Annotated in this window: 19 protein-coding genes; 14 read left to right on the top strand and 5 right to left on the bottom strand. The window is 43.2% G+C overall.

Features of this window, described 5'->3' with window-relative positions:
• Positions 1-157 precede the first annotated feature (157 nt).
• The 7 genes from CAPGI0001_RS09450 (at position 158) to CAPGI0001_RS09420 (ending at position 7034) form a co-directional block, all read left to right on the top strand.
• The gene (locus CAPGI0001_RS09450) at positions 158-1273 is read left to right on the top strand and encodes a hypothetical protein (protein WP_002669272.1); all 1116 of its coding nucleotides are present in this window, start codon (positions 158-160) and stop codon (positions 1271-1273) included.
• Positions 1274-1297: 24 nt separating this feature from the next.
• Positions 1298-2374: an AI-2E family transporter gene (locus tag CAPGI0001_RS09445; RefSeq protein ID WP_002669287.1), complete on the top strand. Its 1077-nt coding sequence runs from the start codon at positions 1298-1300 to the stop codon at positions 2372-2374.
• A 1-nt stretch (position 2375) separates the two neighbouring features.
• Positions 2376-3569 (top strand): THUMP-like domain-containing protein, encoded by a 1194-nt coding sequence (locus CAPGI0001_RS09440; RefSeq protein WP_002669329.1) that lies wholly within the window; start codon positions 2376-2378, stop codon positions 3567-3569.
• A 31-nt stretch (positions 3570-3600) separates the two neighbouring features.
• On the top strand, positions 3601-4854 hold the full coding sequence (locus CAPGI0001_RS09435; protein ID WP_002669158.1) for an ABC transporter permease: 1254 nt from the start codon (positions 3601-3603) through the stop codon (positions 4852-4854).
• A 15-nt stretch (positions 4855-4869) separates the two neighbouring features.
• A complete protein-coding gene (locus CAPGI0001_RS09430; RefSeq protein WP_002669235.1) occupies positions 4870-5535 on the top strand; it encodes a M15 family metallopeptidase in 666 nt (221 codons plus the stop codon).
• A gap of 102 nt (positions 5536-5637) precedes the next feature.
• Positions 5638-6405: an OmpH/Skp family outer membrane protein gene (locus CAPGI0001_RS09425; protein ID WP_002669210.1), complete on the top strand. Its 768-nt coding sequence runs from the start codon at positions 5638-5640 to the stop codon at positions 6403-6405.
• 95 nt (positions 6406-6500) lie between these two features.
• Entirely contained in the window at positions 6501-7034 is a 534-nt protein-coding gene (locus CAPGI0001_RS09420; RefSeq protein WP_040360157.1) for an OmpH/Skp family outer membrane protein, read from the top strand.
• A 263-nt stretch (positions 7035-7297) separates the two neighbouring features.
• On the opposite strand, the gene CAPGI0001_RS09415 is transcribed toward CAPGI0001_RS09420, so the two are convergent.
• From CAPGI0001_RS09415 to glgP, 3 genes are all read right to left on the bottom strand, one after another.
• Positions 7298-7981, bottom strand: coding sequence for a DedA family protein (locus CAPGI0001_RS09415; RefSeq protein WP_002669254.1), 684 nt, complete (start codon positions 7979-7981; stop codon positions 7298-7300).
• Positions 7982-7997: 16 nt separating this feature from the next.
• Entirely contained in the window at positions 7998-9392 is a 1395-nt protein-coding gene (locus CAPGI0001_RS09410; RefSeq protein ID WP_002669279.1) for a tetratricopeptide repeat protein, read from the bottom strand.
• A 745-nt stretch (positions 9393-10137) separates the two neighbouring features.
• Entirely contained in the window at positions 10138-14328 is a 4191-nt protein-coding gene (gene glgP, locus CAPGI0001_RS09400) for an alpha-glucan family phosphorylase (protein ID WP_002669369.1), read from the bottom strand.
• 264 nt (positions 14329-14592) lie between these two features.
• Between glgP and CAPGI0001_RS09395 the strand changes: the two genes are divergently transcribed.
• The 7 genes from CAPGI0001_RS09395 to CAPGI0001_RS09365 all read left to right on the top strand — a co-directional run bounded on the left by CAPGI0001_RS09395 (position 14593) and on the right by CAPGI0001_RS09365 (position 21014).
• Positions 14593-15417, top strand: coding sequence for a metallophosphoesterase (locus CAPGI0001_RS09395; protein ID WP_002669170.1), 825 nt, complete (start codon positions 14593-14595; stop codon positions 15415-15417).
• Positions 15414-15704 (top strand): cyclic-phosphate processing receiver domain-containing protein, encoded by a 291-nt coding sequence (locus CAPGI0001_RS09390; RefSeq protein ID WP_002669295.1) that lies wholly within the window; start codon positions 15414-15416, stop codon positions 15702-15704. Before CAPGI0001_RS09395 ends, CAPGI0001_RS09390 begins: the two co-directional genes overlap by 4 nt.
• A gap of 184 nt (positions 15705-15888) precedes the next feature.
• The gene (locus tag CAPGI0001_RS09385; RefSeq protein WP_002669234.1) at positions 15889-16824 is read left to right on the top strand and encodes a helix-turn-helix transcriptional regulator; all 936 of its coding nucleotides are present in this window, start codon (positions 15889-15891) and stop codon (positions 16822-16824) included.
• A gap of 108 nt (positions 16825-16932) precedes the next feature.
• Positions 16933-17901, top strand: coding sequence for a GSCFA domain-containing protein (locus CAPGI0001_RS09380; protein ID WP_002669348.1), 969 nt, complete (start codon positions 16933-16935; stop codon positions 17899-17901).
• 83 nt (positions 17902-17984) lie between these two features.
• On the top strand, positions 17985-18602 hold the full coding sequence (locus CAPGI0001_RS09375; RefSeq protein ID WP_002669346.1) for a DUF4230 domain-containing protein: 618 nt from the start codon (positions 17985-17987) through the stop codon (positions 18600-18602).
• Between the two features lie 68 nt (positions 18603-18670).
• Positions 18671-20032 carry a Na+/H+ antiporter NhaC family protein gene (locus tag CAPGI0001_RS09370; protein WP_002669334.1) on the top strand — a complete coding sequence of 454 codons (1362 nt, stop codon included), beginning with the start codon at positions 18671-18673 and terminating at the stop codon, positions 20030-20032.
• A 67-nt stretch (positions 20033-20099) separates the two neighbouring features.
• On the top strand, positions 20100-21014 hold the full coding sequence (locus CAPGI0001_RS09365; protein WP_002669364.1) for an alpha/beta hydrolase: 915 nt from the start codon (positions 20100-20102) through the stop codon (positions 21012-21014).
• 17 nt (positions 21015-21031) lie between these two features.
• Here the strand turns inward: CAPGI0001_RS09365 and CAPGI0001_RS09360 are convergent, their stop codons facing one another.
• Together CAPGI0001_RS09360 and CAPGI0001_RS09355 are read right to left on the bottom strand one after the other, a co-directional pair.
• Positions 21032-22123 (bottom strand): DUF6688 domain-containing protein, encoded by a 1092-nt coding sequence (locus CAPGI0001_RS09360; protein WP_002669154.1) that lies wholly within the window; start codon positions 22121-22123, stop codon positions 21032-21034.
• A gap of 110 nt (positions 22124-22233) precedes the next feature.
• Positions 22234-24372, bottom strand: a complete 2139-nt coding sequence (locus CAPGI0001_RS09355; RefSeq protein ID WP_002669328.1) for a S46 family peptidase — start codon at positions 24370-24372, stop codon at positions 22234-22236.
• Between the last annotated feature and the right edge of the window lie 5 nt (positions 24373-24377).

Below are 24377 nucleotides of genomic sequence, written 5' to 3'. Positions count from 1 at the left end.
AGGGGCGAATTGCAATTCGCCCTTCAAAGAGGCAATTCGCCCTTCAAAGGGGCAATTCGCCTTCCATCGCCCCCAATAGAAACCATTCACTCTGGGGATAGCAATAAATCATGGAGGAGATTTTTGAAATAAGACCATAAAAATAAAAGGATATTCTATGAATATCAAGAAAAATAAACTTTTGATATACCTAAGCTTAGGGGTTCTATTACTTTTGTTTACCCATTGTACCACTTTTATCTCTGATAATAATATGAGGTGGACAGCCCAATATGACTTTATAGATTTGTACAAAAAAAGAAACAATGGTTTCAATCCTGGTTCAGACAAAGAATTAAGTGTGGTATTTTCACCTACCAAAAATATCATTGTCTTAGGAGCCCAGAAAAACACCCATAGGTTTGATCCTACTATTATAGAAGATCAAGCTGTACTTTATATCTCGACGGATAGAGGCCAATCCTATAGGGAACTCATTCTTGATGGAGATGATGTATATGATGCTGTAGCCTATACGAAGGATAATAGCATCATTTATACCTCTGATTATAAATATGAATATGTATACCTCTTTAATCATAAAACTCTTAAGATAAAGGAAATAGATAAGTATGATAGAAGGAATAAAATCTACTATGATGATTTCGATGGGCGATTTCTCAAATGTGAAAAGAATGAGATTCGTTTTTTAGTAGATGTGTTGGCTAAAGATAGTATAAAACTATATGAAATCCCTAAAAAACTCACTGCTTATCAGTATTATCCTATTCATCAGAATGGAGATATCTTATATTATGATAGGATATTAGAACTCCGCACTTATAATGTAGTCACAGGAGAAGATAAGCTCTTTAAACAACTCAAACATAAGTATGATTATTTCCTTACAGAAGATTATTCAAGTTATAACACCCCTCTTTCTTTGCAAAAAGTAGAAAATGAAAATGACGAAGAAAAAGAAATAATAACCATTTACGACCTCGAGGAGAACTTTGTTCGTAAGATAACTAAAGAGAATCGTGAAAAGTATTATTTTTATAAGGACTTTATCTGCGATTATACAAACCTTCATAGTCGGGGAAATACCTTGCGTTTTTCTTTTGACAAGGGGAAAACATGGAAAACACACCATATCCCAATGGATGGTTTGTTAGTTTTCAACAAGAATGTAGGTTTCTTTGAGGATAAATATATTGTTTTTGAGGGGATTTTCTTTCGAGGAGCTTCTACTGAGAGTGGAAATAGGATCATGGTAGGGGAATTTATTAAATAATTTAGGTGACAAAATAAAAATAAAATGACATCGAACACCATTGCACAAGGAATCCTCAAAGCGGTGGGGATTATGGTAGGCATTGTCCTACTGGCTTTAGCTTTGTATAAGCTACAGAACATTATTATCTATATCGTCTTGGCGGCGGTACTAGCCCTCATAGGCAGACCTATGGTAGGCTTTCTAAAGCGTAGGCTCAAGTTCAAAAACACTTGGGCGACAGTCACTGCCATTGCCATCATCATGAGTTTCTTTGCGGGAATTATCAGCCTCTTTGTACCGCTACTTATTTCGCAAGGGAAGAACTTAGCTTCTATTGATTTTAAGGCCTTGAACGATAATGTTCATCGTTTCTTAGATAACCTACTTCATTCCTTAGGCATGGGTAGGATCGAGTCTCAAGTGGGCAATATCCCTGAGTTGCTCAATATCGAGGATATCTCCTCTGTCCTCAATGGCTTTATTGGAGTTATTAGCAATATAGGGATAGGACTTTTCTCTGTCCTTTTCATTGCCTTTTTCTTTATGAAGGATGGTACTGCTATCAGTGAAGGTTTTCTTAGTTTGGTCAAGCCCAAGCGCTTACCTAAGGTACGTGAGACCTTGGAGGACATCAAGACAATTCTCTCCCGCTATTTTGTTGGCTTGTTCTTACAGCTAAGTGTGGTCTTTATCCTGCTTACTATTGTCCTGCTTATCTTTGGGGTCAAGGATGCGTTGATTATTGCTTTTCTCTGTGCGTTGCTCAATCTGATTCCTTACGTGGGACCTATGATAGGTGCGGTGGTCATCTCTGTGCTCACTATCTCCAATTTTATGGATGCCGACTTGCAGAGTGTTATCCTTCCAAAAACTCTCTATGTACTGATAGGTTTCTTCTTTACTCAGTTTATAGATAATGTTTTCAGTCAGCCTATTATATTCTCCAACTCTATGAAATCCAGTCCTTTGGAGATATTTATTGTCACTTTGGTTATTGGTACTCTTTTTGGTATAGCGGGTATGGTTGTGGCTATCCCTGCTTATACGGTACTCAAGGTCATTCTCAAGGCAGTTTTTCCTAACAACAAACTCGTACAGTTGCTTACAGCCAAGATATAACATGCTCAATTACCAATTAGTAACCCCCGAGATACAGGCCTACCTGCAAGAACACCTCTGGGAGGAAGCCCCGAAGTTTGCCCTCAAGAAATCTCCTTTCTCGGGGGTGAGTGCGAGCGAACTTTCGCAGCAGCTCTTAGGTCGCCAGAAAGCCAGGGACAAGCTCCCTCTCTGGCATAGGACCCAGGGGATCTACTATCCTGCCAAGCTCTCCTTGGAGCAGGCCTCGTCCGAGGCTACCGCACGCTACAAAGCCTCTTTGGTCACAGGTCATCTATTAGACGCTACGGGGGGCTTTGGGGTGGATGATTACTTCTTCGCTCAGCACTGCAAAAGTGTCACTCACTGTGAACTACAGGAAGAACTCTCGGAAATAGTGGCTCACAACTTTGCTGTATTGGGGGCTCATATCCACTGTGTAGCACAGGATTCTTATGCTTACTTGTCAAGTGAGGGTAAGCACTATGATGTGATATACTTAGACCCTGCCCGCCGTGATAGCCACAAGCGCAAGGTTTTTTTCTTAGAGGACTGCACCCCCGATGTGCCTCATAGCCTTGATTTTCTTTGGCAATATACCGATACGATTTTGCTCAAAGCTTCTCCCATGCTTGATATCAGTCGGGCACTTACCCAGCTACCCCAAACACATGAGATACATATCGTAGCGATAGAGGGCGAGGTCAAGGAACTCCTTTTCTTGCTGAAAAAGACACCTCTTGCAAGGGAGGTGCAGATCAAGACAGTCAATATGCTGCCTACCCGTACCGATATTTTTAGCTTTTTCCCTTCAGAAATAGACCAAAAGGATATTCCTATGACCCGCGGCTATCTCTGTCGCTACCTCTATGAGCCTAATGCCGCCTTGGTCAAGGGGAAGGGGCTCTTCCCAGTGGGACTTGCTTATGGGTTGGCTTATCTGAACAAGGATTCTCAACTGCTCTTAGGAGAGGAGTATATTCCTGATTTTCCAGGACGAGTCTTCCTCATCGATGAGATTCTCCCCTATGACCGAAAACTCCTCAAGAGTGGCAAGATAGATCAGGCCAATATCACCGTGCGCAATTTTCCGATGAAAGTGGCTGAGATACGCGAGCGCTTTTCCATAGCCGAAGGAGGTAATTGCTATCTGTTTTTTACCTTGGGAGGAATAGGAAATAAGCTCATGATTATTTGTCGCAAACCGTTTGTATAATTGCTAATAAAGTTGTAACTTTGCACGAGTTATGAAACAGTTACGTCTTATCATTTTCCGCGAATACCTCACCAAGGTACGCAATAAATCTTTCTTGCTGATGACCCTGCTTAGTCCATTGGCAGTGGTAGTCTTGTCCTTAGTGATAGGCTACCTCACTCAGGTCAATAGCAACACCAAGCGCCATATACAGGTCTTAGACCTCAGCGGTTCCTTTGTCAAAGCCTTTGAGGCAGATGCAGGGATAACCTACTCCTACACCAGCGAAGGTGATTTGTCCACTCTACAGAAGCAATCACAAAAGCAAGGTGACTATGGGCTCTTGTATATAGATGCACAAGCTACTCATTTTGAGTTCTTTAGCGAAGATACTCCTAGTCCTACTTTCTTGGAAAAAATACAAGGAAAGGTAGAAAAGGCCTTGTTCTTCCGCAACCTACAGCGGGAAAATATAGATCCTTCTCAGATAGATAAAGCACAAGAGCGAGTGAAGATCTCCCTAACCAATTTCTCTGGAGATAAAAGCTCTGAGGCAGCCGGTTGGATCAAGCTCATCTTTGGTAGTATGGCAGGCTATCTGCTGATGATTTTCATCGTAGTGTATGGTAATATGATCATGCGTAGTGTCATTGAGGAGAAGGTCAATCGTATTGTGGAGGTGATTATCTCCTCCGTACCGGCTCGCACCTTGCTTTTGGGCAAGATTATTGGTACCTCGCTGGTGGGCATCACCCAGTTTGCCATCTGGCTGCTCTTGGGTGGGGCACTACTATCCTTTTTGCCATCACTACAGGGCAGTGTACCCGCTACGGCGGATTCCCATATGCTCTCCGATTTTATAACTGAGGTGAACACCCTGCCTTTGGGTAAGCTCTCAGTATGCTTTTTGCTCTACTTCATAGGGGGGTATTTGGTATATAGTGCCTTCTATGCCATGATAGGTGCTGCTGTGGATAACGAAACGGACACTCAGCAGTTCCTCCTTCCGGTGCTGACCCCCTTGATCTTGGCAATCTATGTAGGAATCTTTACTGTAATAGAAGCCCCTCATGGCACTGTATCGGTTATCTTCTCTTATATTCCCTTGACCTCCTCGGTAGTGATGCTCATGCGTATTCCCTTTGGAGTCTCTTGGGGAGAGTTGCTGCTCTCCTTGGGATTGCTCTATGCTTTTTTCTTCCTAAGTATCTGGGTAGCAGCACGTATCTACCGTGTGGGGATTCTCTCCTATGGAAAAAAACCTTCGTATAAGGAATTGTTCAAGTGGTTGCGAATGTCCAACTAATATACTGATTTGTAGATGTTTGTACGTATATCTTTGCTTGTTCTCTGCTCCTTCGTAAGCACTTTCTCTCTTACTGCTCAGAAGAAACAATCCGCCAAGCACCCTTCGATAGAGGATAAGTTTGTCAATATAAAGACCTTATCTCCAGAAATACTCTTGGATATGAAGTATGCTACGGCAGATAATTTCCTCGGGCAGGTAGTGTATGATTGTGCGGAGTGTTACCTGAGAAAAGCTACAGCACAGGCCTTGGTAGCAGCACAGAAGGACTTTGTCGCGCGGGGCTATTCCCTTAAGCTCTTTGACTGCTATCGACCGCTTTCGGTACAGAAGAAGATGTGGAAGATACTCCCTGGTACCCACTATGTGGCGAATCCTGCCAAGGGTTCCAAGCACAACCGAGGCGCCGCAGTAGACCTTACCTTGGTTGAGATAGCCACCGGTAAGGAAGTGGATATGGGCACTCCCTTTGATACCTTCTCTCCCAAGGCACACCATAGTTATACCGACCTGCCCAAGGAAGTCTTAGCCCATCGCCAATTGCTCAGAGAGGTCTTGGGAAAGCATAATTTTAAGCCTATCTTTTCCGAGTGGTGGCACTATGAATACCGTCCTGAGATGACCTCCCCCGTGGAAGACCTCGCTTGGCCATGCCCTGATGATAAGCAGTACAATCAATAAAAAAACAGCCAAAAACAACTTAATAAGCATAAATAATTCTTAAATCATTATTATTCGGGAAAAAATGATTAATTTTGGCACGATATTTTATATACCATAATCATGAATATAAAAGCTTTTTTTCTTTCTTTGTCTTTGGTAGCTACCTCGTCTCTATGGGCGCAGAAGGCCACAAGGATTGCCTATGTGGATATGAACTATATCCTCAACAATATGGAGGAATACAAAGTAGCCAGTGAGCAGCTAAGCCAAAAAGTGGCACAATGGGAGAAGGAGATAGAGGAAAAACAGGCAGAAATAGATACACGCAAGCAAAAGTTAGAGGCTGAAAAACCCCTACTTACCCCCCAGACAGTCAAGGATAGGGAAGAGGAGATTCAGGTACTCGAACAGAACTTGGAGGACTATAAGCAAAAACGCTTTGGAGCTGAAAACGGGGACTATATCACCCAGCGCTGGAAGCTTGTGCAGCCTATTCAGGATCAGGTATTCAACATCACCCAGCAGATAGGAAAAACCAAAAAGTTTGACTATATATTCACCTCCGATGATGCTGCTTCGATCTATGCTGATGAGAAAAATGACATCACTAAGATTGTCCTACGCTTACTCAAGAGAAAGGACAATGCCGAGGATAGAAATAAGGAAATAAGCACTTTGCTCAAGGAAAACCTCAGTTTTGAGCTTAAGGACGAGAAACAACGCAAACTTGAGGAACGCCAGCGTGCTCGTGAACAAGAACTCTCCAAGCGACAAGCTGAAAGAGAAAAGATCAAACAAAAGCAACTCGAAGATAGGCAAAGACGTGAACAAGAACGCCAACAAGCCTTAGAAAAGAAAAGAGAAGAAAAGAAAAAAGCAAAGCAATAGGGGTAGGTCAAAATGATCCATATAACAGCTAACAGCTCATAAACTAACTCCCTATAAGCCTAAAAAAGAAAGTAAATAATTTAACACATAGAAAAATGATAAGAAAAATTAGAAATTGGGTAATGACAGCAGCCTTTGTCCTTGGTGGGACTACAATTGCTATGGCACAAGCCAAAATAGCACACATCGACTCTCAGAAGCTCCTTAAGGAGATGCCTGAGATGAAAACCGCTCAAGCACAATTGCAGAAATTGGAACAATCTTATACCAATGATATCCAAGCCTCTGTGAAGGAATACCAAAAGAAATTGGAGGATTTCCAACGCAAAGTAAGTGCTCTTACAGAAGCCCAACTCAAAGAAAAACAAGCTGAGTTAGAAAAAGAACAACGTGCCTTGGAGACTATGCAGAACAACATCCGTCAAGCACAACAAACCGCTTCTGAGGAATATCAAAAGAAAAGCCAAGCCCTCATAGAGCCTATTATGGAAAAAGCGAAAAAAGCAGTACAAAAAGTAGCTAAAACACAAGGCTATCAGTATGTATTGGATTCCGCTGCTGGAGCAGGTGTCATCGTTTCTGATGGAAAAGATCTCTTCAACGATGTGAAAAAAGAATTAGGATTCTAAATAATGATCAATTTCATTATTACTCAAAATTATTAATCATTAAAAAAATCCGTATAAGCACTGCTTATACGGATTTTTTTCAGCATATAACTGTAAAATATTATCGAATAACCTTTTAAGACGCAATCAATGGCGTCTCTACCCTAATGTTGGCTAAGACAATTTCAGTTGTTTTGGGTTCTGTCGTAGGGGTAGATTGCAATTTGCCTTAAAGACAAGGCTTTTCGGACAGCCTCATTATCACCCCAACTGCTTGTTATTAATCATTGATCATTGCTCTCATTGTTTTCTTTACTTGGCATAAAGAGCTTGATAAGGATAGGAGCGGTGGTTATTAGTACGATAAAGAGCACGATGAGCTCCAAGTGTTTTTTGAGGTCTATGCCAAACTGCTCTATAAAGAGCTTGTCCAAGTAGTGCCCCATGAAGACAAGAGAGAAAGACCATGCTACAGCACCTATGATATTGTATACCATGAACTTGCCTCGGCGCATTCCGACAATCCCCGCTACAATAGGGGCAAAGGTGCGCACGATAGGAAGAAAACGCGCTGCAATCACCGCTACAGCTCCATGTTTTTCATAGAATACATGCGCTTTGAGTAAGTATTTGCGCTTGAAGAAGAACGAATCCTTACGCTCATACAATCCATGCCCACTACGCCTGCCGAACCAGTAGCTGACCATATTTCCTATGATGGCTGCCAGGGATATAGAAGAGGCTATGATGGTTGTATCCAAAAGATCACTACCGGTGATTCCAAAGGTATCCCTCACCATAGGTACTGCATAGATACCCGAAATGAAGAGCAGACTATCCCCAGGAAGGAAAAAGCCTACAAAAAGCCCTGTCTCGGCAAAGATGATAAAAAGAACGAGCCAATAACCTCCTAACTTGATGTAAAATTCCGGATTGACAAGGTCGCTCCAACTCTGAAAGTGTTCCATAGTGTTTTATATTTTTTTAGTGTTTGTCAGTGTTCTTTACAATTTCTTCTACAAGGGGACAGAAGGAGAACACCTCTGGATATTTTTTCTCAAAATAAGCAAGCCATTCGCCTCCTTGCTTAAGAGCGGTACCGAGGTAGGTATATTCTTTTTCTTTCTCTCCTAGCATATGGTAGGCGATGCCTATACGATAGTAGGCGCTAACCTCTTGTGGATATAGATGAAGTGTACTCAGCGATAGCATTAGTGCACGTTCGTAGGCTTTTTCCTGAAGCAGTAGGTCAGATAGCTCATTGCGTATCTCCACGGAGTAATCGCCTAAGTCTATCGCTTGGGTATATATCTGTATGGCATCCTCTCGCCTACCTACATGAGCGTATACCTCGGCACAACGGCGTAAGAACGAGGGGTTGTCGCCCTCATTGAGGAGTACCTTGGAGACGTATTTTTCGGCTTTTGTGTAATCATTCTCCCTTACATAGTAGTCCACCAAGGCTAGCCATGCCTTGCTCGACTGGGGATCCTCATGCACTGCCTTGAAGTAATATTGCTCGGCCATGGCACTCTCTCCTAACTTCTCATAGCAGATACCTATACGTAGGTAAGCAAAAGAAGAAGGATCGTCAAGAGAAAGGGTAATCTTGTAGTTTTCAATAGCTTGCTTGTAGTCCTTGAGCAGTTCCAGTACCTTTCCTTTCTCGAAATAGGCTCCAGTGAAAGTATCGTCGCTGATGATGGCAAAGTCGAATGCTCGGAGGGCTTCCTGCAGGTTGTTCTGCACCATATACTGCTTGCCTAAGCTATGCCATGCTACCTCACAATAAGGATTTTCGTCAAGGAAGGCTGTGAGAAAAGCAATGGCTTGCTCATCTTCCTTGAGGAAGTCAAAACAGTGAAGCAACTGCTGGAGGGAAAAGTAGTCCTCAGGGTCTTTAGCTAGGCATTTTTTGAAGTATTTCTTAGCCAAGGCATATTCCTCCATGTACATATACTCCATTGCGATAAGGGAGTGTATGTCAGATAGCTCCTCTGATAGAGAGGCAGCATACTTGAGGAGCTCTATAGCCTTGATATGGTCATTTTTTTTAGAATATAGGTTAGCCCGCTGTACATGTATCTCGGCATTGTACGGCTCTTCGCGAAGGATATCGTCGAGAATCTCCCCTGCTTGTTGTAGATTATCCTCATAGATGAGTATTTCCACTTGCAGCAAGCGTAAAGCAGAAGCTGTAGGGTATTGGCTCAGTGCTACCTCTAAGGCCTGTTTTGCCTTGGCATACTTAGCATATTCTAAATAATATAAGATAATATCTTCATACTGGTAACTGTCAAAAAAAATTGTCTCGTGCTCCAGAAGCATCTTTTCATAGCGCGTGACAGCCTCCCGAAGGTCATCATTCTTGGAAAACATCGTCTTTTTATAAGTAATTAAAAACAATAATAAATTGTATTTCAATACATTACAAATGATTGAATTTGTGTTTTTTCAGGGAGCTAAAGTACAACTTTTTGGCTTATATACCACAGGATTGGTTATAACTTTTAATTTTGTTGATAACTTGTTAGTGCTCAGTGAGCAGAGGTCAGTGAGCAGTGAACAGAGGTTGCCCCATATAGGTATGAGAATTTTTGCGTTCTGTGGTAGGGGCGATTTGTAAATCGCCCTATGCTGGGCATGAGACAGTGGTCGGTGAACAGAGAGCAGAGAGCAGAGAGCAGAGGTTGCCCCATATAGGCATGAGAATTTTTGCATCCTGTGGTAGGGGCGATTTGCAAATCGCCCTATCCTGGGCATGAGACAGTGGTCGGTGAATAGAGAGCAGAGGTCAGTGAGCAGTGAACAGAGGTTGCCCCATATAGGCATGAGAATTTTTGCATCCTGTGGTAGGGGCGATTTGCAAATCGCCCTATGCTGGGCATGAGACAGTGGTCAGTGAGCAGAGAGCAGTGAACAGAGGTCGCCTCATATAGGCATGAGAATTTTTGCGTTCTGTGGTAGGGGCGATTTGCAAATCGCCCTATGCTAGTGCATGAGACAGTGGTCAGTGAGCAGTGAGCAGAGGTCAGTGAACAGTAAGCAAAAAAATGACTAGTGACTAATCCGTTATGGTTAGTCACTAGTCATTAATCATTAATCATTAAACATTAATCATTATTTAGAGCCACTTCACCAGAGCAAAGTCTTGTCGGTGAGGGAGGAGTTCATGCTTGGGGTATAGGCGTAGAGCAATCATGAATAAGCCAGCATCTTCGGTGGAGGTGGAGAGCTTATAGGAAGCCACACGACCAGAGAAGGATATCAGTTCTGCTTGTATCAGTTGGGTTACCTTCAGCTGTCCCTCTTCTTTGCAAGTGACCACCAGTTCTAAGCCCACATCCTCAGGGGTAAGTTCTCCAAGGTAGAGGTCGATCGTAGCCTCATAGATATTGCCCAAGGAGATAAGCTCACGATCACGCTTAGGAGCTACCACCTTTTCTACGCGCAATTCAGGCCACTCATGCGCCACCCGCTTCTTCCACTGGGAGAGTTCGATTGCCTTCTCAAAACCATTGGCTCTGAGCAGTGCCGAACGTTTTTGCTGAGGGTAGTAGTACTGCCTTTCGTAGTCGGAGAGCATACGATAGGTAGTGAACTGAGGTGCTACCTTGCCAATGGTATTCTTGATAAAGTTGCACCATTGTATGGAGATACCATTACTGTCCTTGTTATAGTAAGCAGGAGCTATTTGGTCTTCTATGATATTGTATATCAGCTCGGCATCCAATTCGTCTTGGTACTGCTGGTTTTCGTAAGTACGTTTTTGAGGGAGCATCCAGCCGGCATCCTCGCGGTAGCCCTCTACCCACCAGCCGTCCAATACACTGAAGTGCATTACCCCGTTCATAGCAGCTTTTTCCCCACTGGTACCAGAGGCTTCCAGAGGGCGTGTAGGAGTATTCATCCATACATCCACCCCTTGGATAAGCGCACGCGCCAAGTCCATATCGTAGTTGGAGAGGAAGATAATTTTGCCTAAGAAGCGTGGTTGTTTGGATATTTCTACAATGTGCTTAATCAGGTCTTGTCCAGCCTTATCCGCAGGATGCGCCTTGCCGGCAAAGATAAACTGTACTGGACGATCGGGGTTGTTCACGATGGCATCCAATCGGTCAAGGTTGGTAAAGAGCAGGTGGGCACGCTTATAAGTGGCGAAACGACGGGCAAAACCAATGGTAAGCACATCATCACGCAGGGTATCGGATACCTCGACAATCTCACGTGGCGTGAAGTAAGTGATGTTTAGGGTCTCTTTCAGATTGTTCTTGATGCGCCCCACGAGCTTGGTACGGAGTTCCTGCTGTATGTGTGCGATCTTCTCATCAGGTACATTGTAGATACCCTCAAAAGAAGCGGCGGTATAGGCTCCCCCTTCTTTCTTGAAATATTTTTGTTCTACTTCCTTCCATAGAGGGGCTGTCCAAGTAGGGCGGTGTACCCCATTGGTTACATAGCTAATGTGCAGCTCCTCAGGGAAATAACCTTTCCACATATCTTTGAAGATTTCACGACTCACCTCGCCATGGAGCATACTTACCCCATTGACCTCCTGAGAGAGGTTCGCTGCCAAGAAGCTCATAGAGAATTTCTCATGAGGATCAGAGACATTTATTTTACCTAAGGCGAGAATCTGTTGCCAATCCACATGCAACTTCTCTGCATAGTCGCCTATGAAAGCACGGAGCATACCTTCCTCGAAGGCATCGTGCCCTGCGGGTACTGGTGTATGAGTGGTAAAGAGTGATGAAGCACGTACTACCTCTATCGCTTCGGAGAAGGAGAGGTGGAACTCGTTGATAAACTTGTTCAGGCGTTCCAAGCCAATCAAGGCGGCATGTCCCTCATTACAATGATAAATGTCGTAGCTTACCCCTAAGCTGCGGAGTACCTTGATACCCCCTAAGCCCAAGAGCATTTCCTGCTTGAGGCGGTTTTCCCAGTTTCCACCATATAAATGGTGAGTGATGGTGCGGTCTTCTTCGCTATTGTCTTCGAAATCCGCATCCAACAGATATAGTTCAATACGTCCTACATCGACCCGCCACACCCGCGCATAGAGGGTGCGCCCTGGTAGGTCTAAGGAGATTTTCAGCCATTTGCCCTCGCTATCAGTAACTGGGGAAACAGGTATTTTGGTAAAGTCCTGTGCTTCGTACTCGGATTCTTGGTGTCCAAAGGCAGATATTTTTTGGGTAAAATACCCATAACGGTACAGCAAGCCCACTCCAGTAATCTTGGTAGCCTTGTCACTGGCTTCCTTGAGGTAGTCTCCTGCCAAGATACCCAAGCCCCCTGAATAGATTTTCAGAGAGGAGTGCAAGCCAAATTCCATACTAAAGTAAGCGATGGAGGGGCTAATCATTTCCTTCTTCTTTTCCATATAAGTAAGGAAGTCCGCATATACCTTGTGTAGGCGTGCCATGAATTGAGTATCATTCTCAAGCGCCTTGAACTGACTCACCGAAATAGAGTCCAGAAGCAGGATAGGATTCTTGTGCACTCGGTGCCACTCCTCGGGGTCTATACTCTTGAAGAGCTGTTCGGCCTCTTCATTCCATGACCACCATAGGTTTTTGGCCATTTCCTCAAGAGCTTTGAACTTTTCCGGAGTAGAACGGTATACGATGACACTTCGCCAGAAAGGTGTATTGATTTGTTGGGACTGTTCCCAGTAGCGCGAAGCCTCAGTATCGGCAATAGGTCTATCCTGTAGGCGAGGTTGCATACGCTCAAGGGTAAGGGTGTAAGCCTCTTGATAGTAAGCGAAGAACTTATCCCAGAGAGCTGCCTTGCCTATCTGTTGGGCATCCTCCCAAAGCGCCTCGTAAGCGGTAGGGGAGAGCCCTGCTATTTTTTCTATCTGGCGGGTAACCCCTTCGACTACCTCCACATAGTTATTGTCGTCCCTATTGAGCACCCTTAGGGCAAGGTTTTCATTAGGAAAATGTCCCAAAGCCCAAGAACCGAAGCCTGCCAAAGAAGTAGTGACAGTAGGCACTCCTAAGCACAGACTCTCCAAGGGAGTGTAGCCCCAAGGCTCATAGTACGAAGGAAATACACTAAGATCAATCCCTGTCAGTAGGTCATAGTAAGGAAGGTTGAACACCCCATCACTGCCCAAGAGGTAGCTCGGACAGAACACTACCTTGACCTTGTCCTCTACATGGTTGAAGAGCTGTGCCTCCTTGAGCTTGGAGAAAATAGTATTGTGAAATTCGTTCTTAACCAAATGGGTGGTATAAGGCTGAGAAATAGTATTAACCCCTTCATAATCAGAAGGAATGAGGATAAAAGCCACTATTTCACGGGGAAGTGTAGCCTTCTTGTTGATTTGCTCTAAAGCATCGATGAATACATCTATTCCTTTGTTTCTGAATTCATTACGTCCGCTGATGGCTACAAAGAAAGGTTTTTCCTCGAAAGTACTTCCGGTAACCTTTTCAGCCACCTCCCAGAGCTTTCCAGAAGCACGTTTGTGTCGTTCTAAATAGCTGGTTCTGTCCATGATATGGGATTCGTCGAAGCCATTGGGGGTGATCACTTCAGGGTTGCGAGATAGGAAGTGTTTGCATTCGCGGGCGGTGATATCACTCACAGTGGTGAATATATCAGCTCCAGCAGCGGCTTTTTGTTCTAAGAAGTGCTTATGCTGTACAGAGAAGCGGTAGGCGAGCTCCTCAGGCTTGTATTCCTCCAAGTAGTTGTATAGCGCCCAGCCATTGCCGGCTATGCTGCGCCCCAATACAGTGGCATGGGTGGTGAAGATAGTTCCCACCTCGGGGAGTGCTTCCTTAAGATATAGTAAGCCTGTACCTGTCATCCACTCATGAAAATGTGCAATGACACGCTCACGAGCCCCTACTTGAAAGTGGACAAAACTCTCGATGACCTTACCTACGGCATAGCCAAAGAGTACCGACTCGGTATAGTCCCAAGAAGCATCCAAGGAATCCAGCTGTTGGGTATTCCAAAAGTAGGTAAGGATCTCATTTTTTTCACTGATATAATGGGAGAAATCCACCAAGATAGCAATAGGCTTTCCTTTGATATTCCAATACCCCGTACGTACACGCAAGCCCTCCTGTTGCGCCCTATTGAGCCAAGAAGGAAAGAGAGAGGTATCTTCGACAAATTCAGGGTTTTCCTTGCGTAGCCACAGGTCAGGACCTATGGTGATATACTTTTGGGCAAACTGTTCTTTGAGGATTGTTGCCCTGGTGGCCAATACCGTATGTATGCCTCCTATCTTGTTGCAGACCTCCCAACTAACCTCAAAAAGGTAGTTAGGACTTGTTGTTTCTCCTTTCATTATTGCAGTTTTTAATATCCCGCAAATATAATGAATAATCCCCAAAAAAGAAATATAAAACACTACTTTTTATTAACAACAAACCTGTTTTTCTGTAAATAATTGACTATCAATATATAGTTATCAGTGGTCAGTGGTCAGTGAGCATTGAACATTAATCATTGAAAATTATTCATTAAGGTGGTCGTAGTTTGTCCACTATTTTTCATATCTTTGCCATAAAATGATAAACATAATCTAATTCCTTAAACTCCTAACACCTTCATGAAAATACAATACTTTTCCGACTTACATCTTGAATTTCAAGACAATCTCAACTGGATTGACAACAACACCATAGAGCGGGTGGGCGATGTCCTAATCATTGCAGGGGACTTGTGCCCCTTTGTGAAGCTATCTAACATAATGTATAAGAGTGAGATAGCAGACCTATGCAAGGGCTACAAAAAAGTATTTTGGATTCCTGGTAACCACGAATACTACATCTTTACCCACAATTACGCTGCTACTCGCTACGAACAACCTATAAAGGAGATACGAAATCTCTTTTTGGTGGACAACTATACCGAGCGTATTGGTCGTACTCAGCTGATCCTATGTACGATGTGGAGTCATATCGGTAGGAAGAATGCCGACAAAATCAAATATGGCATGAGTGACTTCCACTATATCACCGTACAAAATCCCGAAAAAGGTGAGGAGATAGAGTCCCTACAAGTGACAGACTTCAACGCCATCAACAAAACAGCGGTTAAGTTCCTCAAAAAAGCCGTCAAAGCAGCTACTCAAGCAAAAAAGGCTGGAGAGATAGACCATATCATTGTAGCTACCCACTACGTCCCTACCCTCAAGTATTACCCTGAAATGTATTTAGGCAGTGTACTGAACGAGGCTTTTGTCCTTGACCTAACCGATTTCATAGAAAAAAGCGCCATCGACTATTGGATTTATGGGCATCACCACTTCAACCAACCCGATTTCAGGCTTGGCAAGACCATACTAACCACTAACCAACTCGGCTATGTGATGCGAGAGGAACACGAGGGGTTTGAGTGGGGAAAATATATAGAAGTGAAGAATGAAAAATGAGAAGACTTTATTTAGATGACTTGCGCCCTACTCCAGAGGGCTTTGTCCGAGTGTATAACTATGAGGAGTTTGTAGAATATCTTGAGAGAAAAGGTTTGCCTGATTTTATCTCTTTTGACCACGACTTAGGGGAAGACTTATCAGGGTATGATTGTGCTAAGTACTTAGTAGACTATTGCTTAGCACACCAGCTCCCTTTGCCCAACTATCAAGTACATAGCCAAAACCCTGTAGGCAAGGAGAATATAGAGAGACTATTGGAGAATTTTAGAAGGTTTGAATTTTGAATTTTGAGTTCTGAGTTGCAAATAAATATATTTTGAACCCTAATTTAATATATTGAATACATTATTCATTAAGACGAAATAAACTCACATCTCTACGCAAGACTACGCCAATCGGGGTAGGGCTTATCCATCGCCTGTGTAGAGACGCAATTTATTGTTTCTTAGATAATTAATCATTAAAATTGTGGCAAAAGTAGATCAGATATTCCGTCTGGTACGGATCATCAAGGAATTAGAAAGACACAAAGAGAGCGGGGGGCTCACCTATGAGGAGCTCAAAGAGCGCTTGGAGAATGTACATGACAACGAATACGATGCGGGACGCCTCCAGAGCGAGGAGCTTCGCTTTAGTGAAAAGACCTTCCAGCGCGACCGCCGCTTGCTCAGCGACCTCTTCGACGTGGAGGTGGTCTTCGAGGATAAAAAATGGCGGTTGGAGGAGAATGACTTTGCCAACAAATACGCCTTCTTCGACAATCTCTTGCTGATGAATGCCTATCGCCGGAGTAAGGAGCTTTCCAATATTCTCCTCTTCGAACGACAGCAACAAAGCTCATTGCGCTTCTTGGAGGATATTATCGAGGCCATACAAGAGCGCATGCTCATCCGCTTTGACTATACTAAGTTCTGGGAAGGGGTGCCTCATTCTCGAAGGGTGATCCCCTATGCGATCAAGGAGTATAAGCGCCGATGGTACTTGGTGGGGGAGGATTCGACAGGAGCGGAGGGGCTTAAGTGCTTTGGACTGGATCGCATCTCTCATCTGGAGGTATTGGATATTCCCGTAGTACGTAAGGAAGTAGATTTCGAGAAACTTTTTAGCAATGCTTTCGGCATCTCTATCGCTACAGACGAGAAACCTCAGGAGATTGTGCTTTCCTTCAACTACGAGCAGGGACAGTATATCAAGAGCCTCCCACTACACCCTACCCAGGAGTTATTAGTAGACAATGATCAGGAGGTGCGTATCCGCCTGAGATTGGTTCCTACTTATGATTTTGTAATGGAAATATGTGCCCGCAGCTGCTATGTAAAGGTACTCTCTCCTTCTTCCTTGATAGAAGAAGTACAAAACCTCCTCAAGACTGGTTATCAGCAATATGAACAATTTGCCCATTAGCTAATTATTTGTTAGTTTCATTGAGATACTTGAGGGGATCGGCATTTTGATAAATTTGTAGGATCTTGGTTGGTATTACTAATTTATTTTGTACATTTGCTGCTGTCTATGAACTTTACTACTAAGATACCCATTTCTCCGGTGGCGGAGGATAACCAGCTTTCCTATGCGACCCCTGTGGTGAGTATGGGCTCATGCTTTGCAGCACACATGCAGGAGAAGTTCGCCTACTATAAGTTGCCTTTTTTCTCCCACCCTTTTGGCACTCTCTTTCATCCTTTGGCCATTGAGCGAAGTCTGGAACGGGCGTGCTTAGGACGGCTTTTCACTGAGGAGGATTTCTTTCTTGAGGAGGATCTGTGGCTCTCCTTTGACCTACATTCCCAGTGGGCAAATCCCTCTCTTCCTACGCTCTTGGAGCATCTGAATCAGGAAGTTAAGCAAGTAGGGGAAGCACTTGGCAAAGCCTCCTTTCTGATTCTTACCTTGGGGACGGCCTGGGTGTATGAACACCTCGCTACGGGAAATATAGTGGCCAATTGTCATAAGCAACCTCAGAAGATTTTTAGCAAACAATTACTCTCTGCCCAACAGATACAGGCTTCTTTAGAGCATATAGTCGCTTTGGTGAGGGAGCGACAGCCTCAGATCAAGGTTATCTTTACCCTTTCTCCAGTGAGGCATCTTCGCGATGGAGCGGTGGAGAATCAGCTGAGTAAGTCATTGTTGCTCTGTGCAATACATGCACTCTTAGGTACAGGCACCTCCCAGAAGGCAGAAGGTCTTTTCTACTTTCCTTCCTATGAGATTCTGATGGATGAGCTAAGGGATTATCGTTTTTATAAGGAGGATATGCTCCACCCCACCGAGCAGGCGGTGCAGTATGTATGGGAGCGCTTTGTGGAGACTTTTTTTACCACTGAGGCGCAGTCCCTCATGCAGGAGGTGGGCAGTATTCAGCGGGCTTTGGCGCATCGTCCCTTTAACCCAGAGGGGGAAAAACACCTACAGTTCCTTGCTGCTCTACAGGAGAAAATAAAAAAGATGGAAGAGAAGATAAGCAAGCGCTTGGAGTGAAAAGTAAAGTCGTGTGCGAGTAGGTGACCAATGAGTGTTCACAGCAGGACTGTGTGTAATAGGCAAAAAATAATATTATAACCATGAGAAAACTTTTATTAGGCCTTTTAATAGGTATAGGTGCAGCGTTTCTGTTGCAATATTTTTTCAAAAAAGAGCAAGATCACAGTTCTCTTACTGAGGATAGTGCACTGATTGTACAGCAGATCAACAATGTGGGTAAATTGGTAGTTACCGAAGGCTATTTCTCGGAAATTATGACCTACCAAGATGCCAAGAAATACTTCAATAATTGGGTGTCCTTTGACAAAAAGGCACTGGTAGTGGTCAATGCCGAAGCGACTATCTCCTATGACTTGCACCAGCTTCGCTATGAGATAGATGAGGCTCACAAGGTGGTGCGCCTTACCCAAATCCCTCCAGAGGAGCTCAAGATATACCCTAAGGTGCAGTACTACAATATAGAGGAAAGCTCCTTCAATCCCTTTACAGCTGAGGATCACAACAAAATTAACAAGCGGGTTACCGATCTTATCTCTCGTAAAATAGAACAATCTTCTCTACGAAGCAATGCCCAAAACCGCTTACTTACAGAACTTTCTAAGATATTTATTCTTACCCATACCATGGGCTGGAAATTAGAATATACTGATATTCCTATCGAAAAAGAAAGCGACTTAGCATTACCGCTAAAAAAATAGGAAGTAAAGAGCAATTATTAGGAAAAATTTTTCTACCTTTGCGCTTTATTTCGTAAAATATTTTTAGAATGTCTTCAGAAACAAAAAAAGCAAGTGCCATAGCGCTTTTGCCTTTGATTATTTTTGTAGCCGTTTTCTTATGGAGCGGTATTCAGTATGGGAGTTTTTATGAGTTTCCAGCTCCTATTGCAGTATTGATAGGGATTATAGCTGCCTTTTTTATCTTCCGTCGCAATGGGATAGGGGGGAATGTAGCTGCTTTTATCAAGGGAGCAGGGAATCCCAGTATCTTGATGATGTGCTTAATCGCTTTATTCTCAGGGGCTTTCAGTGTGGTAACTAAGCAGATAGGCGCTACAGATACTTTTGTACAAATCACCAAGAATTATCTCTCCTTACAGTACTTATATGCAGGGGTTTTTGTCATCGCCTCTTTCCTTTCTTTTGCCTCAGGTACTTCAGTAGGGGCTATCGTGAGCTTAGCACCTATAGCGGCGGGCTTTGTCTCTCTACCCAATGTCAATGTAGAGCTTATCGCTGGAGCGCTCTTGGGAGGGGCTATGTTCGGGGATAATCTCTCTTTTATCTCCGATACGACCATTGCAGCTACTCAGTCGCAGGGGTGTGAGATGAAGGATAAGTTCCGTATGAATGGGAAGATTGCCTTGCCTGCTTCTGTGCTTACAGTATTGATACTTATTGTTGTAGGGGTGTTACTTCATCCCAGTGGACATTCACTCAGCCAAGAGGAGGTATCTATACAATGGATGAACTTACTACCATATATCGCTGTTATTATCTTGGCAGTAGCTGGGCTCAATGTATATGTAACCTTCCTGATAGGTACAGTGCTTTCAGGGATTTTAGGCTTTTGGTATGGTACTTTTAACCTCTTGAGCTATAGCAAGACTATTTTCGAGGGATTTGCTTCTATGAATGATATTTTCTTGGTATTCCTCTTCACCGGAGGGTTGGCATATCTTATAGAAAGGGAAGGAGGGATTTCTTTCCTTACCCAGAAAATAGGAAAGTTCATTACGAACAAAGGACGTGCAGCTACAGGGATAGGCTTCTTAGTCGCTCTGATAGATGCGGCTGTGGCTAATAATACAGTGGCTATTGTCATCAGTGCGCCTGTGGCAAAGAAAATCAGTGAAGAATATAAAATCTCTCCTATACAGACAGCTTCGATTCTTGATATTTCTTCTTGTGTCGTACAGGGGATTATTCCCTATGGAGCACAAGTACTACTGCTTATCAAGCTCTTAGGGGTCGATGTGAATTATAGCAGTATGATTGCCCAGAGCTATTATATCTGGCTGTTGCTCTTGTGTACTATAGTCTTCTTCCTTAAGGGAGTGAAGAGAGTGAAGAATGAAGAGAGTAGCCAAGTGAATGAGCTTGGGTATGTGGTGAAGAATAAAAAATGAAGAATAAAAGTGAAGAATGAAATTTTTTTTGTAACTTTGTAGGGTATAACCCTAAACTGTTTTTATCATGAAATCTTTTATCTTTTTATTTTTTATTTGTTTTGGAGCTTTTGCTCAAGAAGGGAATTACGATAGTCAGCAGGTCGTTATAGACGCTGAAGTCCAGGGTACTTTACTCTCTCCTAAAGGAAGTGCACAGCCTCCCTTGGCGATACTGATAGCAGGTTCTGGACCCACTGACCGCGATGGGAATCAAGTGCAATTCAAGAATAATTCTCTGAAATATCTTGCAGAAGGATTGGCTCAGAAGGGGATTGCAACTTTTCGTTATGACAAGCGTGTTATTGCACAGATAAAAAATGGAACTGCACAGGAGGAGAAGATGACTTTCGAAGACGAGGTGAAGGATGCTCTTTTAGTAGTGGATTATTTTAAGAAGAAATATAAAAATATCACTCTTGTTGGCCATTCTGAAGGGGCTTTGATAGGTCTTCTTGTTGCCCAAAAGGGAGTCATCTCCAAGTTTGTTTCTCTTTCAGGTGCAGGCAGTAGCAGTGCTACCCTTATAGAAGAGCAAATAGCAAAGAATGCTCCACAACTCAAGGAGGAAAGTCAAAAAGTGATCAATCAGTTAAGAAAAGGCGAACTCGTGGAGAATCTCTCCTCTTATTTGGCACCTGTATTTAGAAAAAGTGTCCAACCCTACCTTATCTCTTGGTTCAAATATGAACCTACTAAAGAGATAGCAAAACTATCAATACCTATTCTTATTGTTCAGGGTACCAATGATTTGCAAGTGGAAAGCAAGCAAGCACAACTTCTCAAAGAAGCCCAACCCAAGGCACAACTTCTTCTTATAGAGGGTATGAACCATGTGCTCAAAAAGGTAAAAACAATGGAAGAAAACCAGCAATCTTATCTAAATCCTGATCTTCCTGTCCCCACCGAACTTGTAGAAGGCATTGCAAGTTTTATAAAGTAGAAAGTAAAGACAAAAGATCACTGCTCACTGCTCACTGACAACTGCTCACTGCTCCTATACTGTTTTTCTATTTTCTTCTCAGGGTGCAGGCAGAAGGTATATAAGCAAAGCAAAAAGAACCATTCCAAGGGCTTCATTAGCAAATAAGTGAGATTGGAAGCAAAGGGGGTGTTGATCTTCTGGGAAAGGTCATATCCGTATTTGTCATAATTGGTACGCAAGAAGCGGTGTAGCGCAGGGGAGAAGTCGGCGACAAGCTCCTCAAAGGCATTGGCTATCTGTAACTGACGATTGACGATAATAGGCCTGCCTCCTCGCTTGCCCCAACGCAAGGGCTTCACTAAGCGTGGCGAGCCACAGGCAGCCACTGTACATAGGTAGTGCCCTGTGTGTTCTAAATAAGGAGGGTGCTCCTTCTGCGAAAATGCCCAAGTGGTCGTCTCCGTAAAGCCTTTGGCTACCGAATCATAGTCCTGCCCAAAAAGCATTAGCAAAAGGGTGATGAGTACAAAGACAGGGAAGATCAAGAGAACCGACCAAGTAAGTACCGTAAAGTGAGAGGAAAGTAGGGTGTTGAGCTTATTGAGCCACCGATTTCTAAAGGTCTTTGTAGAAAGTTCTTCTCGAACCGCCATAAGCGTACGGCCTATAACCAATATGGCTATAAGACTGCTGAACAAAGGAAAGGAAGCTAAGACAAAGTCTCCACTTTCTCCTGAGGATACTTGGCTGGCGATACCGATATTCACAACAATCCCTATATATAAGAAGCACAAACAAAGCACCAAAGGAAGTGGAGGTAGCTTTGCTCGGCGTACCCAAAGTGTCCCAAGTGCTATATGATACAAAAGGAAATAGGTAAGAAAGGTAGGCCAATACTGCACCGAAATAAAGGTGTAGCTCTCTCCATCTGCAGGGTCTATAGCTGCAGTATATTCAGCTCCAAAGAAAGAACTTAAAAAAAGGAACAATAAAAGCCATAACACATAGATAAAAGCTATGGGATACTGCCAAAGGGGGACATTTTGCTTATGTAAGTAGCCCACAATGAAAAAAAGTATAGCTAAAATGGCTATAAGAAAGGCGAAAATAAATACAAAACTAAACATAAGAGACAGATTTGAGTAAAAACTTCGCCCCGAAAAACGCTTCTTAGTCATCGAGAGAAGTGTTTTTCAGGGCGAAGCAAATTTAAAAACCAAAATAATATGAAAAAATCTTACTTGATGAGTTTCATTTCATTGACTAAGTGACCTGCACCGGCATATTTGTCAATAACAAAGAGCACATAGCGAATGTCCACCATGATATTGCGGCATAGCTTAGGATCATAGTGAATGTCACTCATAGTACCTTCCCACACACGGTCAAAGTTAAGTCCGATAAGGTTTCCGTTGGCATCGATGGCAGGGCTTCCAGAGTTACCTCCTGTAGTGTGGCAGGTAGAAAGGAAGCATAGAGGCATCTTGCCATTCTTATCTCCATAGCGACCGAAATCCTTCTTCGCTTGTAGGTCACGCAAGTGCTGTGGTACGTCAAATTCGTAATCCCCAGGAACATATTTTTCCATCACTCCGTCCAAGGTAGTGTGTGCACTATAGGTAACCGCATCAGCAGGAGAGAAGCCTGCTACCTTTCCATAGGTTACACGTAGTGTACCATTGGCATCAGGGAAGATTCTATCTGATGGTTTTGAAAATTCCAAGATGGCTTTCATATAGGTGCGTTGTAAGGCATGTATCTGTGTATTGAGACGATCATATACAGGGAATACCTGAGTATCATTCATTTCCTTAAGTTCGCGAACAAACTGTATTCCTACGTCATTTTTCATTCTTTCCTTGAATTCAGCAGCAGAAAGATTTAGTACACTCTCTACTCCAGAAAGAGAGGTAAGGAAGGAATTGTTATAGAGATTGTCAGCCAATTTTTTGGCATCAAAGTTTTTCAAAGAGTTGATAAGTAGGTTCTTAGGCATATTTGCTGCATAGAAAACAACTACTTTTTCGAAAACATCTTTATCTACTTGTTTGTCATTGTCTTTGAATATTTCTTTGAAAGTGTTTAGTAGATTTTTCTTTCTATCATTGAAGGATTGTTCTCCTTTGTCTTCCAATGCTTTTTCTAATTGGAGCAAGCGAGATCCATTGGATAGTAAGTCTATATTTCTGAAGATAAATTCAGAGTTTAGGTTGGCTGCAAGGGTATAAGGTTCTATTTCCTTGTACAAACGGTTGAAGTCAGAAAGGAGGTTGCCATACTGAGCTTGTTTGTTTGCTTTTTGGATTGCTTGTTGGAATTTGGCTTCCTGTTGTTGTTTGAGAGCTACTGCGCCTGATTTTTTAAGACCTTTGGTTTCTCCCATCCATTTTTTCCAGTAGTTAGCCACACGAGCGTATTTAGCTGCATATTTGATCTTAATTCCTTGGTCTTTGCGCATATAGCTATCTTGTACTTTGAGTACTATATCACGAATACCAATTCTAGCAGGGTTGATTACATTTTCTATCTGAGCCACAGCAGCTGAAGGTAAATATTCTTGGGTAGTTCCTGGGTAACCGAAAACCAAAACAAAGTCTCCTTCTTTTACTCCTTTGAGAGAGATAGGGAAGAAGTGTTTAGGTTTGTAAGGGACATTATCCTTGGAGTATTCCGCAGGGCGATTGTTTTTGTCAGCATAGATACGGAATAGGGAGAAATCCCCAGTGTGGCGTGGCCATACCCAGTTGTCTGTATCGGAACCGAACTTACCGATAGAGGAGGGGGGAGCTCCTACCAAGCGTACATCCTTGAAGGTCTCTGTGACAAAGAGAATGTATTGGTTTCCATCATAGAAAGCCTTTACACTATTTTCTTGCCAAGCCTCTTTCGGAGCTGTTTTGATGACCTCAGCAATATTTTTCTCGATGAGTTTGGCTTTTTCAGTCTCGTCAGTGATGCTTTCTGTACCTTTGAGTACCTGCTTGGTGACATCGTCGATACGCACCATAAAGGTAACTTTTAGGTTCTTGTTAGGAAGTTCCTCTGCCAGACTTTTTGCCCAGAATCCATTGGCAAGGTAGTCATTCTGCAGCGTAGAGTGTGCTTGGATCTGTCCATAACCGCAGTGGTGGTTGGTAAGTAATAATCCCTTGTCAGAGATCACCTCTGAGGAGCATCCTCCATTGAAGTGAGGTGCCGCATCCTTGAGACTTGATTTGTTTACACTGTAGATGTCGGCCACAGTCATTTTCATGCCCAAGGTCTTCATCTCCTTAGCGTTCATTCCTTCCAATAGTGAAGGAATCCACATCCCGCCTTGCTGTCCATAGAGGGCTGATACCCCTAAGAACAAGGCCATTTTAAAAAATCTCTTCATATAGT

Origin of the sequence: Capnocytophaga gingivalis ATCC 33624 (assembly GCF_000174755.1) — a bacterium.
Lineage (GTDB): Bacteria > Bacteroidota > Bacteroidia > Flavobacteriales > Flavobacteriaceae > Capnocytophaga > Capnocytophaga gingivalis.
The sequence above is the reverse complement of the archived record's forward strand: the minus strand, read 5'-3'. Positions and strand labels throughout refer to the sequence as shown.

Bases quoted from the DNA above. Each gene is read 5' to 3' on its own strand.
- CAPGI0001_RS09435 (WP_002669158.1), top strand. From the start codon at position 3,601: ATGAAACAGTTACGTCTTATCATTTTCCGCGAATACCTCACCAAGGTA.
- CAPGI0001_RS09355 (WP_002669328.1), bottom strand. From the start codon at position 24,372: ATGAAGAGATTTTTTAAAATGGCCTTGTTCTTAGGGGTATCAGCCCTC.
- CAPGI0001_RS09390 (WP_002669295.1), top strand. From the start codon at position 15,414: ATGAGAAGACTTTATTTAGATGACTTGCGCCCTACTCCAGAGGGCTTT.
- CAPGI0001_RS09430 (WP_002669235.1), top strand. From the start codon at position 4,870: ATGTTTGTACGTATATCTTTGCTTGTTCTCTGCTCCTTCGTAAGCACT.
- CAPGI0001_RS09450 (WP_002669272.1), top strand. From the start codon at position 158: ATGAATATCAAGAAAAATAAACTTTTGATATACCTAAGCTTAGGGGTT.
- CAPGI0001_RS09410 (WP_002669279.1), bottom strand. From the start codon at position 9,392: ATGTTTTCCAAGAATGATGACCTTCGGGAGGCTGTCACGCGCTATGAA.
- CAPGI0001_RS09425 (WP_002669210.1), top strand. From the start codon at position 5,638: ATGAATATAAAAGCTTTTTTTCTTTCTTTGTCTTTGGTAGCTACCTCG.
- glgP (WP_002669369.1), bottom strand. From the start codon at position 14,328: ATGAAAGGAGAAACAACAAGTCCTAACTACCTTTTTGAGGTTAGTTGG.
- CAPGI0001_RS09370 (WP_002669334.1), top strand. From the start codon at position 18,671: ATGTCTTCAGAAACAAAAAAAGCAAGTGCCATAGCGCTTTTGCCTTTG.
- CAPGI0001_RS09365 (WP_002669364.1), top strand. From the start codon at position 20,100: ATGAAATCTTTTATCTTTTTATTTTTTATTTGTTTTGGAGCTTTTGCT.
- CAPGI0001_RS09360 (WP_002669154.1), bottom strand. From the start codon at position 22,123: ATGTTTAGTTTTGTATTTATTTTCGCCTTTCTTATAGCCATTTTAGCT.
- CAPGI0001_RS09445 (WP_002669287.1), top strand. From the start codon at position 1,298: ATGACATCGAACACCATTGCACAAGGAATCCTCAAAGCGGTGGGGATT.
- CAPGI0001_RS09440 (WP_002669329.1), top strand. From the start codon at position 2,376: ATGCTCAATTACCAATTAGTAACCCCCGAGATACAGGCCTACCTGCAA.
- CAPGI0001_RS09380 (WP_002669348.1), top strand. From the start codon at position 16,933: ATGAACTTTACTACTAAGATACCCATTTCTCCGGTGGCGGAGGATAAC.
- CAPGI0001_RS09415 (WP_002669254.1), bottom strand. From the start codon at position 7,981: ATGGAACACTTTCAGAGTTGGAGCGACCTTGTCAATCCGGAATTTTAC.
- CAPGI0001_RS09420 (WP_040360157.1), top strand. From the start codon at position 6,501: ATGATAAGAAAAATTAGAAATTGGGTAATGACAGCAGCCTTTGTCCTT.
- CAPGI0001_RS09395 (WP_002669170.1), top strand. From the start codon at position 14,593: ATGAAAATACAATACTTTTCCGACTTACATCTTGAATTTCAAGACAAT.
- CAPGI0001_RS09375 (WP_002669346.1), top strand. From the start codon at position 17,985: ATGAGAAAACTTTTATTAGGCCTTTTAATAGGTATAGGTGCAGCGTTT.